The organism is Plantibacter sp. Leaf314, assembly GCF_001423185.1.
GTDB lineage: Bacteria > Actinomycetota > Actinomycetes > Actinomycetales > Microbacteriaceae > Plantibacter.
The window spans coordinates 1656608-1669772 of record NZ_LMOB01000001.1; the positions used below are offsets into that span (position 1 = coordinate 1656608).

Here is a 13165-nt window from a genome sequence, read left to right on the forward strand (position 1 = left end):
TGACGGCATGAGCGACTCCGCCGCCGAGCAGCACGAGGAACGCCCGGTCGACCCGTACGACGCCGGATGGCGACGACCACCGGCCACCACCGCGGAGCTGCGTTCCGACGTCGTCCTCGCCATCGCGCTCGGCGTCGGCACCCTCCTGAGCCTCACGCTCTACACGATCGCCGGCTTCTACGCCGAGCCCGCCCCGATGTGGGCCTCGGTGCTCTGGGCGATCGGCATCACCGCTCCCCTCGCGTTCCGTCGCCGCGCCCCCTGCACCGTGTCGGTCATCGTCGGGGTCATGTTCATCATCGGCGGCACGGTGCTCGTCCCCGAGGTGCTGTTCACCAACATCGCCCTGTTCATGGCCATCTACACGGTCGGCGCCTGGGTGTCGGACCGACGTCGTGCCGTGCTCGTCCGGGTGCTCATCATCTTCGCCATGTTCGCCTGGCTGCTCGTCTACATGTTCATCCAGGCCACCGACCCCGACGCCCTCCCGAACCTCTCCAGGGTCGGCCTCTTCTCGCCGCTCGTCGCGTTCATCCTCATCCAGATCCTCACGAACATCCTGTACTTCGGCGGCGCCTACTTCTTCGGCGAGCGCGCGTACCAGTCCGCGAGGGAGCGGGCGGTGCTCGAAGCGCGGACGATCGAGCTCGAGCAGGAGCGCGCGCGGTCTGCCCGGCAGGCGGTCGCACTCGAACGGGTGCGGATCGCCCGTGAACTGCACGACGTCGTCGCCCACCACGTCTCGGTGATGGGCGTGCAGGCGGGGGCGGCGCGCACCGTGCTCGATGCGAACCCCGCTGCCGCGCGCGACGCCCTCACGAACGTGGAACTCGGCGCCCGGAGCGCGATCGACGAACTGCGGAAGATGCTCGGCACCCTGCGGGCGGACGGCGACACGAACCCGGAGGACGGACCCTCGACGGTGGGCGTCGGCCGGCTCGGGCAGCTCGCCGACGAGTCGAGCGCGAACGGCCTGCCGACCCGGTTCGAGCGCATCGGTGCTCCGGTCCCCATCCCCGCGGTGGTCTCCTTCAACCTGTACCGGATCGCGCAGGAGGCGTTGACGAACGCCCGGAAGTACGGCGGCACCCACGCGACTGCGGAGCTCCGGCTCCGCTACCTGACCGACGCCGTGGAGCTCGAGGTGACCAACACGGGCACCGTCCCCGCGTCGGCCAGAGCTGGCGGGCTCGGGCTCATCGGCATGCGCGAGCGGGTCGCATCCTCCGGCGGTGTCCTGGAGGTCGGTGCGCGCACCCGTGGTGGCTTCCTCGTCCGCGCGGCCATCCCGCTCGGGCGATCCGGCGACCAGGCGATGGAACCGGTCGGCCCCGCACGGGACGACACCAGGGCGCTGTCGTCCGCAGCAGCCCACCCCTCGACCCCGATGACGGAGGACCCCGCATGACCGAGCACCCCACCCGCATCCTCCTCGTCGACGACCAGGAACTCCTCCGCGCGGGGTTCCGCATCATCCTCGGCTCACAACCGGGCGTCGAGATCGTCGGCGAGGCGTCGAACGGTTCCGAGGCGGTGGCACTCGCGACGACGCTCGCGCCCGACGTCATCTGCATGGACGTGCAGATGCCCGGCATGGACGGCCTCGAGGCCACCCGTCGGATCGTGGCCGACCCCGAGGTGCACGCCGCGGTCCTCATCCTCACCACCTTCGATCGCGACGACTACCTGGCCGAAGCGCTCCTGGCCGGCGCGAGCGGCTTCCTGCTGAAGAACTCGTCCCCGGAGGAGCTCGTGGCGGCGGTGCGGGTGATCGCCGACGGTGAGGCGCTGCTGTCCCCCGCGGTCACCCGTCGGGTCATCGAGGGTTTCACCCGGCAGAACGCGGCGGCCACCGATCCCGCTGCCGGCCAGACACCGACCCCGACCGTCCGCACGACCGGCTCCGACTACGAGCAGCTGACGGAGCGCGAGCGCGAGGTCCTGCACCTGGTGGCCCAGGGGCTGTCGAACCAGGAGATCGCGACGACCCTCTTCGTCGGCGAGGCGACCGTGAAGTCGCACGTCTCGAAGGTGTTGCAGAAACTCGCCCTCCGCGACCGCATCCAGGCGGTCATCTACACCTACGAGCACGGGCTCGCCGCACCGCGCAGCTGAGGGTTCGCTCCGCCTCGGCGCAACCCCGTCCCCCGAACCGGCGGGAGGAGTACCGTGACGACCATGGAATTTCGATACCTCGGCAACAGCGGACTCAAGATCTCAGAGATCATCTTCGGCAACTGGCTGACCCACGCCTCACAGGTGGAGAACGACGTCGCGACGGCGAGCGTTCGGGCCGCCCTCGACGCGGGCATCACCACCTTCGACACCGCGGACGCGTACGCGAACACGGCGGCGGAGCAGGTGCTCGGCGACGCCCTCAAGGACGAACGACGCGCGAGCCTGGAGATCTTCACGAAGGTCTACTGGCCCACCGGCCCCAAGGGACACAACGACGTGGGCCTCTCCCGCAAGCACATCATGGAGTCGATCGACGGGTCGCTGACGCGCCTCGGCACCGACTACGTCGACCTCTACCAGGCGCACCGCTACGACAGCGAGACGCCGCTCGAGGAGACGATGCAGGCCTTCGCCGACGTCGTGCGTGCCGGCAAGGCCCTCTACATCGGTGTCAGCGAGTGGAACGCGGAGCAGCTTCGCGCCGGTCACGCGCTCTCGAAGGAGCTCGGCTTCCAGCTCATCTCGAACCAGCCGCAGTACTCGATGCTGTGGCGCGTCATCGAGGAGGAGGTCGTCCCGACCTCCCGTGAGCTCGGCATCTCGCAGATCGTCTGGTCGCCGGTGGCGCAGGGCGTCCTCAGCGGCAAGTACCTCCCGGGTGCCGAGCTGCCGCAGGGCAGCCGCGCGACGGACGAGAAGGGTGGCGCCGACACGATCAAGCGCTTCCTCGACGACGAGGTGCTGACCGCCGTGCAGCAGCTCAAGCCGATCGCCGAGGAGCTCGACCTCACGATGGCGCAGCTGGCGCTCGCGTGGGTGCTCCACAACGACAACATCGCGGGTGCCATCGTCGGCGCCTCCCGCCCGGAGCAGGTCACGGCCAACGCGGCCGCGGCCGGCGTGAAGCTCGACGACTCGGTGATCGCCCGGATCGACGAGGCCGTCGCGTCCGTCGCCGAGACCGACCCGGCGAAGACCGTCTCCCCGGAGTCGCGTCCCGCCTGATCAGGCCACACGAGACGCCCGGCCTCCCCCGTCAGACGGACGGGGGACGCCGGGCGTCGTCGCGTCAACCCGCCCCGCGGGGGATGCCGGTGCACGCGGTGCGGCCGTAGCGTGATGAGCAGACGGGGAGACCCCCGCCCCGGCCCCCGCCGGACACACGCTCACTGGAGGCGGCCGATGCTCGAACTCAGCCACATCGACAAGTCGTACGGCGAACGGAAGGTGCTCGACGACGTCAGCTTCCAGGTCGCTCCCGGACGCATGACGGGCTTCGTCGGCGGCAACGGGGCCGGCAAGACGACGACCATGCGCATCCTCCTCGGGGTCCTCACCGCCAACGCCGGAACCGTGACCCTCGACGGCACCGCCCTGACCCCCGAGGACCGCCGCCGGTTCGGGTACATGCCGGAGGAGCGCGGCCTGTACCCGAAGATGCGGGTCGAGGAGCAGCTCGTCTACCTCGCGCGGCTGCACGGCTTCACCGCACACGCCGCGAAGCGGAACGCCGGCGAACTCCTCGAGCGTCTCGGCCTCGGCGAACGCCGGAACGACACCCTCGAGAGCCTGTCGCTCGGCAACCAGCAGCGCGCCCAGATCGCGGCGGCGCTCGTGCACGACCCCGAGGTCCTCGTCCTCGACGAGCCGTTCTCGGGCCTCGACCCGATGGCGGTCGACGTGGTCGTCGGCGTGCTCAGCGAGGTCGCATCGGGTGGAGCGCCCGTGCTGTTCTCGAGCCACCAGCTCGACATCGTCGAGCGACTCTGCGACGACCTCGTGATCATCGCGTCCGGCACCATCCGGGCTTCCGGCTCGCGCGACACCCTCCGTGAGGCGCACGCCGGCAACCGCTACGAGCTCCTCACCACGGCGGACACCGGCTGGCTCCGTGAACGGCCGGGCATCACGGTCGTCGACTTCGACGGCGGCTACGCGCTCTTCGACGCCGACGACGCCGCGGCCGCCCAGGCCGTCCTGCGCGAGGCGCTCGCCCACGGCGACGTCACGAGCTTCGCCCCCCTCCGTCCCACCCTCGCCCAGATCTTCAAGGAGGTCATCCAGTGAGCACCGCAACGCACACGCCGACCCAGTCGGGCGGACGCCGTCACTCCGGCCCCGCCACTCCCAGCCTCGTCCAGAGCATCGGCCTCGTCGCCGAGCGCGAGGTCAAGATGCGCCTCCGGAGCAAGACCTTCCTCATCTCGACGGGCATCCTGCTGCTCGTGATCCTCGCCGGCATCGTCGTCGGCGGGTTCATGGCGAAGAACACGGCATCCGAGGCGACGAAGGTCGCGGTCGTGGGGAGCCCGGGCGGTGGACTCACCGAGGGCGCCGCCGGGAAGTTCGACATCACGGGCGCACCGGACGTCGCCACCGCCGAGCAGCTCGTGAAGGACGGTGACGTCGAAGCGGCGGTCGTCCCGAGCGACAGCAACGCGACCGGCTTCGAACTGATCTTCGCGACCGAGGCGGACCCGGCGCTCGTCTCCCAGATGAGCGTCCAACCCCAGGTCACGATCCTCGACCCCGACAGCGACGGGTCGGCGGGCTTCCTGCTCTACATCGTGTCGCTGGGCTTCGGGCTCGTGTTCTTCGTGTCGGCCACGACCTTCGGTGCGTCGATCGCGCAGAGCGTCGTGGAGGAGAAGCAGACGCGTGTCGTCGAGATCCTCATGTCCGCGATCCCGGTGAAGGCCCTCCTGGCCGGCAAGGTGCTCGGCAACAGCATTCTGGCGTTCGGTCAGATCCTCGCGATCGCCGCCCTGTCGGTCATCGGCCTGACGGTGACGGGTCAGAGCGAGCTGCTTGCCGGTCTCGGAACCCCGGTCGTCTGGTTCGTGGTGTTCTTCATCCTCGGCTTCATCCTCCTGGCGGCACTGTTCGCCGCCGCCGGATCGCTCGTCTCGCGGCAGGAGGACATCGGATCTACCACCACGCCGATTACGATGCTCATCATGATCCCGTACTTCGCCGTCATCCTCTTCAATGACAATCCGCTGATCATGACGATCATGTCCTACGTGCCGTTCTCGGCCGCCGTCGGCATGCCCGTCCGCCTGTTCGTGGGCTCGGCGCAGTGGTGGGAGCCGATCCTGTCGCTCCTGATCCTCGCGGTCTCCGCGGCGCTCGTCATCCTCGTCGGCTCGCGCATCTACGAGAACTCGCTGCTCAAAATGGGTGGACGCGTCAAGATCTCGGAAGCGCTCAAGGCATGAGCGGGCTCGGCGGGATCGACGAGGTCTTCAACCCCGGCGCGTTCGAGGCGAAGCAGTTCCTCGATGCCGAGCAGCGCCTCCCCGCGCCGGCCCCGCTCGCGGGCGACCCGGTCGGCGACATCTACGGCGACGAGCCCATCGTGCTCGACCTCGTGGACGAGGACGAGGAGGACCAGGACGCGCACCTGACGCCCGAACAGGCCGCCGCGAACGCGACCCCGACCGTGGGCGACGACGACGAGCAGGTCGCGGTGGCGTCCTCGATCGCCGTGCACGCCCTCGCGTACGAGCACGCGCTCGCGCAGGAGACGCCGGACGCCGAACCCGAGCCGGGTGCGCACGCCGACGTCGACGCCGCGGTCGACGCGGTGTCGGAGGAGGTCGCGCCCTCCTCCGACGGCCCGCGTCACGCCGCCGACTGACCGCACGTTCGGGTTCGCAATTCAGGAGCGCCACGGCGCGTCGCGGCCGATTCGCCTCGTCCGATGACGCCGCACCCGGGCGCTCCTGAATTGTGAACAGCCTTGACCGGGTTCCATCCACGCAGGAAGTCCGCCCGCGATGCACGGAAGCTGCGTGTGGCATGCGCGAGGATGGATCAGTGACCGACTCCTTGCATGACTCCTCCATCCGCGGCTTCGCCTCCGACAACTACTCCGGGGTCCACCCCGAGATCCTCGAAGCCCTCGCGGCGGCCAACGGCGGCCATCAGATCGCGTACGGCGAGGACGACTACACCCGCCGCCTCCACGAGGTGTTCGCCGACCACTTCGGTCGCGACGTCGCCGTGTTCCCCGTCTTCAACGGCACGGGCGCGAACGTCGTCGGTCTGCAGTCCATGCTCCCGCGCTGGGGGGCCGTCATCTCGGCGACGACCGCGCACATCAACTCCGACGAGGGCGGCGCCCCCGAGCGGGTCGGTGGCATCAAGCTCCTGACGGTCGAGGCACCCGACGGCAAGCTCACCCCGGAGCTGATCGACCGCGAGGCCTGGGGCTGGGGCGACGAGCACCGCGCACAGCCCCTCGTCGTCTCGATCACCCAGACGAGCGAGCTCGGCACGCTGTACACGCCCGAGGAGATCCGCGCCATCGCCGACCACGCCCACGGGCACGGCATGAAGCTGCACCTCGACGGCGCCCGCATCGCCAACGCCGCGGCCGCGCTCGGGGTCCCGCTGCGCGCGTTCACCACCGACGCCGGCGTCGACGTGCTGTCGTTCGGCGGCACGAAGAACGGACTCATGTTCGGCGAGGCCATCGTCGTCCTCGAGCCCTCGGCGTCGGAGGGCCTGATCTACCTGCGCAAGCTCAACATGCAGTTGGCGTCGAAGATGCGGTTCGGGGCCGCGCAGCTCATCGCCCTGCTCGAACCCGCGGCCGACGGCGGCGACGGTCTGTGGCTGCGCTCGGCCTCCCACGCGAACGCGATGGCCGCGCGCCTCCGCTCCTCGCTCGAGGCCCTCATCGCAGCCGGCGAGGCGCCCGGTCTCGGGTTCAGCCAGCCGACGCAGGCGAACGCGGTCTTCGCGACCCTGCCGGCCGGAGTGCCGGACCGCCTGCGCGAGCGGTTCCGGTTCTACGACTGGGACGCCGCGAAGGGCGAGGTGCGGTGGATGTGCTCCTTCGACACCACCGAAGCGGACATCGACGCGTTCGTCGCCGCGATCCGCGAGGAACTCGCGCGCGCCTAGCTCTCGCGACGACCCACCCACGCGAGCCCAACCACGATGTGGCAAGGTTGGTGGTCGGGCTTCCATCCGGATGAGAGAGACGGTCATGCACTATCAGTCGACGCGGGGACACGACCTGCCCCAGCACTTCTCGGACATCCTCCTCGGCGGGCTCGCCCCCGACGGCGGGCTCTACCTGCCGGCGGAGTACCCGCAGCTGACGGCCGAGGAGCTCGAGTCGTGGCGCGAACTCTCCTACGCCGACCTCGCCTTCGCCGTGCTGTCGAAGTTCGCGGACGACATCCCCGCCGCCGACCTCCAGGACATCACCCGGCGCACCTACACCGCCGAGGTCTACTCGAACGGGCGCGAGGGCGACGACGCGTCGCTCATCACCCCACTGCGCACCCTCGGTGAGGAGGGCGGCACCGAACTCCGGCTCCTCGGCCTGTCGAACGGCCCGACGCTCGCCTTCAAGGACATGGCGATGCAGCTCCTCGGCAACCTCTTCGAGTACACGCTCGCGAAGAGCGGCGACGAGCTGAACATCCTCGGCGCGACCTCGGGCGACACGGGCAGCGCGGCCGAGCACGCCATGCGCGGCAAGACGGGCATCCGGGTCATCATGCTGAGCCCGCACGGCCGCATGAGCAGCTTCCAGCGCGCGCAGATGTTCAGCCTCCAGGACGACAACATCGTGAACCTCGCCGTCGAGGGCAACTTCGACGACTGCCAGGACATCGTGAAGGCCGTCTCGAAGGACGCACCGTTCAAGGCGCTCCACGCCGTCGGTACCGTCAACTCGATCAACTGGGCCCGCGTCGTCGCCCAGGTCGTCTACTACGTGCACGGCTGGCTGCTCGCCACCGACGGTCCTGGCCAGAAAGTGTCGTTCTCGGTGCCGTCCGGCAACTTCGGGAACGTCTGCGCCGGCCACATCGCGCGCTCGATGGGGCTGCCGATCGACCAGCTCGTCGTCGCCACCAACGAGAACGACGTGCTCGACGAGTTCTTCCGGACCGGCGTGTACCGCCCGCGGTCAGCGGCCGAGACGCACCACACCTCCAGCCCGAGCATGGACATCTCGAAGGCGTCGAACTTCGAGCGCTTCCTCTACGACCTCGTCGGCCAGGACGCCTCGCGACTCGGCGAGCTGTTCCGTGCGCTCGACGAGGAGGGCGGGTTCGACCTCTCCGGCACACCCGAGTTCGAGCGCATCAGCGAGTTCGGGTTCGTCTCCGGCCGCAGCACGCACGCCGACCGGGTCGCGACGATCCGCGACGTGCACGAGCGCTACGGGGTCACGATCGACCCGCACACCGCCGACGGCGTCACCGTCGCGCGGCGCCACCTGCGGGAGGGCGTCCCGATGCTCGTCCTGGAGACCGCGTTGCCCGCGAAGTTCGCCGAGATCGTCCGCGAAGCGCTCGGCGATGAGCCGGAGCGCCCGGTGGCGTTCGAGGGCATCGAGGGCCTGGAGCAGCGGTTCGAGATCGTGCCGGCCGACGTCGACCGCATCAAGGCGATCATCGCGGAGCACAGCGGCCGCTGAGCCCTGGGCGTCGAGCCGTTGGCGTTCCGCGGGCCGCTCGGCGAGCAGCGCGGAGGATAGGCGTGCGAACGCCGTCGGCCAAGCCCGAGCGGCACGAGTCGGGGATGCCTACGCTGCTCACATGACCGATCCCATGGATGCAGCAGCAGCAGATGCGCAGCGCGACGCCCTCGCGCACGGTGGCCCCGGTGCTCAGGCACACGTTCCGGGTGAGGACGCGACCGACGGTTCCGTCGGCGGTGTCGTCCCCGACGGCGACACGTTCGACCGCTCGGCCGACGACGCGGCCCCCGGTGACGGCGGCCCGAGCAACGCCGGCGACGGTGTCGGCGGGGACGACGTGGTCGGCGACGCCGGACTCGACGGGGCCGACGACACCGAGGACTCGCTCGAGGACCTCGACGACGCCGACGACCTCGCTGACCACGCGCCGGTGGGCGACGACAACGGCGAGGGCCCCGAGTAGGAGGTCGCCGACCTCGGCTCCCCGACGGCGCTCACCGAGCCCGTCGGGGAGTCGCGGTCCGATCACCGACCCGGTCCCCGAGCGTGTCGAGGGGCCGCCGTCAGCTCGTCGTCAGGGGACGAGGATCAGCTTGCCACTCGGGTGCCCCGACTCGCTCTCGCGGTGCGCCTCGGCGGCCTCGGCCAGCGGCCGGATCGTGCCGAGCTCGAAACTGAACCCGGGACGCCCCTCGGGCCCGGCGGTCGCAAGTGCGGCGACGGCCGGGATGGCCTCGGCACGCCACGCCTGCTCCTGGTCGGTGAGCGGGAGCGGGTTGCCGCCGGACCACGCCTGGATCCCGAGCTCGGCCGCCTTCCCGCCGACCACGATCGTCCCGATGTTCCGGCGGTCGTCGACGAGCTCGAAGGAGGCGTCGAGCGCCTCGTCGGTCCCGACGGCGTCCAGCACGCGGTCGACGCCCTGCGGCGCGACCTCGCGGACGCGCTCCACCAGGCCCGGTCCGTACACGACCGGGACGGCTCCGAGCTCGCGCAGCCGCTCATGGTTCCGCTCGCTGGCCGTCGCGACGACCGTCGCGCCCCACGCCACGGCGAACTGCACGGCCGCGTGCCCGACCGCGCCCGAGCCGCCGTGGATGAGCAGGGTCGTCCCCTCGGTCACCCCGAGCGAGCGCAGGGCCTGATACGCCGTGCTCACCGGGATGCCGATCGCCGCCGCCTCCTCGAAGGAGACGTTCGACGGCTTGGCGATGATCTGCTGCGGCGTCACGACGACGTGCGTCGCGTACGTCCCTGCGGCGTTCGTGATGACGACCTCGTCGCCCACCGACCAGCCCTCGACCCCTTCGCCGACCTCGGCGACCACGCCGGAACCGTCGCTCCCGACCCGGCGCGTCCCGGTCAGTTCACCGCCTCGGATGCCGCTCCGGAGCTTCCAGTCGATGGGGTTCACCCCGGCGGCGCGGACCTCCACGACGAGCTCGCCCGGACCGGCGTGCGGGGTCGGGACCTCGACGGTCTCGAGGACGTCTGCGGACCCGAGTTCCCGGTACTGGATGACGGTGGCCATGTCGTTCCCTTCTCGTGACGCGGCGGTTCGCCGCTCGTCGACGGTCGCCGCGCAGGGAGGCGGCGTTCCGAGGCTACTCCCGACCCTCCTCCACAGCGCCCGGGGGTGGGCGAGCATGACGCCCGATGACCGCGGGATGGCACGGGCCGGCACCGCCCCCGTAGCGTTGGAGCATGCCTCCCACTGATGGATCGACGTCCGCCGCGGCCTCCGCGACCATCGCGAACCTGCTCGCCGAGACCCGCAGCTACGCGCCGCCCGCCGACATCGCGCGCAAGGCGAACGTCGGGCCGGGCGAGTGGGCGCGCGCCGCTGCCGACCCCGTCGCGTTCTGGGAGGAACAGGCGCGCCGACTCGACTGGGTCACCCCCTGGGAGACGGCGCACACCTGGGAGCCTGCGCGGCCGGTCGATGGTTCCGATCCCGACGACCCCTCGCCGGAGCTCACCGTCCCCGCCGCGACCTGGTTCGCCGGGGGCACGCTCAACGTCGCGGTCAACTGCGTCGACCGGCACGTCGACGCCGGGCGAGGCGACAAGGTCGCCCTGCACTTCGAGGGCGAGCCCGGCGACCGCCGCTCGATCACCTACGCCGAGTTGCAGCGCGAGGTCTCGAAGGCGGCGAACGCTCTGACCGCACTCGGCATCGGGCAGGGCGACCGCGTCGTCATCTACCTCCCCGTCATCCCGGAGACGGTCATCGCGACGCTCGCGGTCGCCCGCATCGGCGCCATCCACTCGCTCGTCTTCGGCGGCTTCTCGGCGGAGGCACTGCGGTTCCGCGTCGAGGACACGGAGGCGAAGCTCCTCATCACCACCGACGGCCAGTACCGCCGCGGCTCCGCGGTGCCGGTCAAGCAGAACGCCGACGCCGCCGTCGACGGCGTCCCCTCCGTGGAGCACGTCCTCGTGGTGGCGCGGACGGGCGAGGAGACCCCGAACGTGCCGTGGACGCCCGGGCGCGACGTCTGGTGGCACGACACGGTCGGCGTCGCCCCCGACACCCATGAGGCCCAGGCCTTCGACGCCGAGACCCCGCTGTTCATCATCTACACGAGCGGCACGACGGGGAAGCCGAAGGGCCTCGTCCACACCTCCGGCGGCTATCTCACGCAGGCGTCCTGGACCCACTGGGCGGTCTTCGACGCCAAGGACGACGACGTCCACTGGTGCACGGCCGACCTCGCCTGGGTCACGGCCCACACCTACGAGATCTACGGGCCGCTCTCCAACGGCCTCACCCAGGTCATCTACGAGGGCACGCCGAACACCCCGCACCAGGCGAGGCACTTCGAGATCATCGAACGCTACGGGGTGACGACGTACTACACGGCGCCCACGCTCATCCGGACACTCATGACCTGGTTCCCGGAGGGCCCGCCTCCCGAGCACGACCTCTCGAGCATCCGGCTGCTCGGTACCGTCGGCGAGGCGATCAACCCCGAGGCCTGGATGTGGTTCCGCGAGCGCATCGGGCGCGGTGAGGCCCCCATCATCGACACCTGGTGGCAGTCGGAGACGGGGTCGGCCGTCATCGCGCCGCTGCCCGGCGCGACCACGATCAAGCCGGGCTCCGGGAGCCGGGCCCTGCCCGGCCTCGAAGCGCTCGTCGTCGACGAAGCGGGCGAGACGGTGCCCTACGGTTCCGGCGGGTACCTCGTCGTCAGCCGGTTCGGGCCCTCGATCGCGCGCACCGTCTGGGGCAACCCGGAGCGATACCGCGACTCCTACTGGGCGACGTACTGGAAACAGGGCTACTTCTTCTCCGGCGACGGCGCCAAGTGGGACGCCGACGGCGACATCTGGGTGCTCGGCCGCGTCGACGACGTCATCAACGTGTCGGGTCACCGCCTGTCGACCATCGAGATCGAGTCGGCCCTCGTCTCGCACCCGCACGTCGGGGAGGCCGGCGTGGTCGGGGTGCACGACCCGATCACCGGGAGCGCGATCGCGGCCTTCGTCATCCCGTCCTCGCGCTCGCACGGGCCCGAGGCCGACGATGAGGCCTACTGGCTGGAGCGGTCCGCGAGCCTGGAGGCGGCGCTCCGCGCGCATGTGGCGAACGAGATCGGGCCGATCGCCAAGCCCCGCGACGTCTTCGTCGTCCCCGACCTCCCGAAGACGAGGTCGGGCAAGATCATGCGGCGCCTCCTCGGCGACATCGTCGACCGCCGTCCGCTCGGCGACACCACGTCACTGCAGGACGAGTCCGCGCCCCACCGGATCGCCGAGATCGTGGCCGCCGCCCGAATCGCGCAGGCCGGGGAATAGCCCGCAGATGCATGCAGTTGCATCCATCGTCAATGGAGACGCCGACCCTGTCCCGTTCCCCGTCCCCCTTTGGAGATCCATGTCCATCGTGACCCGCACCGCTCAGACCGATGCCCCCATCCTCGACGTCCTCGCCGACCGCTGGAGCCCCCGCGCCTTCGTCAGCGAGCCCGTCGACGCGGCGAAGCTGGCCTCCGCGCTCGAAGCCGCACGGTGGTCGCCGAGCGCCAACAACAGCCAGCCCTGGCGGTTCATCGTCGGCACGAAGGGCACGGAGACGTTCGACAAGATCGCCGAGCAGCTGGTGCCGTTCAACCGCGGGTGGGCCGCCCAGGCGGGCGCGCTCGTCGTCGCCGTCGCCGAGACCCTCGACGACGAGGGCAAGGAGCGCCCGTGGGCGATCTACGACCTCGGCCAGGCCATGGCGCACCTGAGCGTCCAGGCCCACAGCGACGGGCTCTTCGCCCACCAGATGGCCGGGTTCTCCGCCGATGGCCTCCGCGAGGCCTTCTCGCTGCCGGACGGCCTGCTGCCCTTCACCGTCACGGCCCTCGGCGAACTCGGCGAGCCCGAGCTGCTGCCGGAAGGCATGCTCCGCGACCGCGAGAGCGCTCCGCGCGAGCGTCGCCCCATCGCCGACCTCGTGATCGTCCAGGAGTAGTCCGCTCGCTCCACCCTGCTTCTCGCTGCTGCGCAGTCCGGTCCGCCGGGCTGCGCAGTCGTCGTTCGTCGTTCCCTGTC

Annotated in this window: 12 protein-coding genes; 11 read left to right on the forward strand and 1 reads right to left on the reverse strand. The window is 70.6% G+C overall.

Annotation, left to right across the window (positions count from 1 at the left end; genetic code table 11):
• The first annotated feature begins 7 nt into the window (after nt 1-7).
• The 9 genes from ASF68_RS07740 (at nt 8) to ASF68_RS07780 (ending at nt 9086) form a co-directional block, all read left to right on the forward strand.
• Complete coding sequence (locus ASF68_RS07740) at nt 8-1408, forward strand: sensor histidine kinase (protein WP_082498528.1); 1401 nt, start codon at nt 8-10, stop codon at nt 1406-1408.
• Nucleotides 1405-2115: a response regulator transcription factor gene (locus tag ASF68_RS07745; protein ID WP_056008962.1), complete on the forward strand. Its 711-nt coding sequence runs from the start codon at nt 1405-1407 to the stop codon at nt 2113-2115. The genes ASF68_RS07740 and ASF68_RS07745 overlap by 4 nt, the downstream gene beginning before the upstream one ends.
• Before the next feature lie 63 nt (nt 2116-2178).
• Nucleotides 2179-3183 (forward strand): aldo/keto reductase family protein, encoded by a 1005-nt coding sequence (locus tag ASF68_RS07750; RefSeq protein WP_056008965.1) that lies wholly within the window; start codon nt 2179-2181, stop codon nt 3181-3183.
• A gap of 177 nt (nt 3184-3360) precedes the next feature.
• A complete protein-coding gene (locus ASF68_RS07755; protein WP_056008968.1) occupies nt 3361-4245 on the forward strand; it encodes an ABC transporter ATP-binding protein in 885 nt (294 codons plus the stop codon).
• Nucleotides 4246-4352: 107 nt separating this feature from the next.
• Nucleotides 4353-5396: an ABC transporter permease gene (locus ASF68_RS07760; RefSeq protein WP_082456069.1), complete on the forward strand. Its 1044-nt coding sequence runs from the start codon at nt 4353-4355 to the stop codon at nt 5394-5396.
• Entirely contained in the window at nt 5393-5818 is a 426-nt protein-coding gene (locus ASF68_RS07765; RefSeq protein WP_056008970.1) for a hypothetical protein, read from the forward strand. Before ASF68_RS07760 ends, ASF68_RS07765 begins: the two co-directional genes overlap by 4 nt.
• A 161-nt stretch (nt 5819-5979) precedes the next feature.
• Entirely contained in the window at nt 5980-7089 is a 1110-nt protein-coding gene (locus tag ASF68_RS07770; protein ID WP_200936397.1) for a low specificity L-threonine aldolase, read from the forward strand.
• 85 nt (nt 7090-7174) lie between these two features.
• Nucleotides 7175-8620 (forward strand): threonine synthase, encoded by a 1446-nt coding sequence (gene thrC / locus ASF68_RS07775; RefSeq protein ID WP_056011575.1) that lies wholly within the window; start codon nt 7175-7177, stop codon nt 8618-8620.
• A gap of 121 nt (nt 8621-8741) precedes the next feature.
• Nucleotides 8742-9086, forward strand: a complete 345-nt coding sequence (locus ASF68_RS07780) for a hypothetical protein (RefSeq protein ID WP_056008976.1) — start codon at nt 8742-8744, stop codon at nt 9084-9086.
• A gap of 111 nt (nt 9087-9197) precedes the next feature.
• Here the strand turns inward: ASF68_RS07780 and ASF68_RS07785 are convergent, their stop codons facing one another.
• Nucleotides 9198-10154 (reverse strand): NADP-dependent oxidoreductase, encoded by a 957-nt coding sequence (locus ASF68_RS07785; protein ID WP_056008979.1) that lies wholly within the window; start codon nt 10152-10154, stop codon nt 9198-9200.
• A gap of 173 nt (nt 10155-10327) precedes the next feature.
• Here ASF68_RS07785 and acs point away from each other — a divergent pair, with 173 nt between their 5' ends.
• A complete protein-coding gene (gene acs, locus ASF68_RS07790; RefSeq protein ID WP_056008981.1) occupies nt 10328-12424 on the forward strand; it encodes an acetate--CoA ligase in 2097 nt (698 codons plus the stop codon).
• Between the two features lie 79 nt (nt 12425-12503).
• Nucleotides 12504-13085 carry a nitroreductase family protein gene (locus ASF68_RS07795; protein ID WP_056008984.1) on the forward strand — a complete coding sequence of 194 codons (582 nt, stop codon included), beginning with the start codon at nt 12504-12506 and terminating at the stop codon, nt 13083-13085.
• Nucleotides 13086-13165 lie beyond the last annotated feature (80 nt).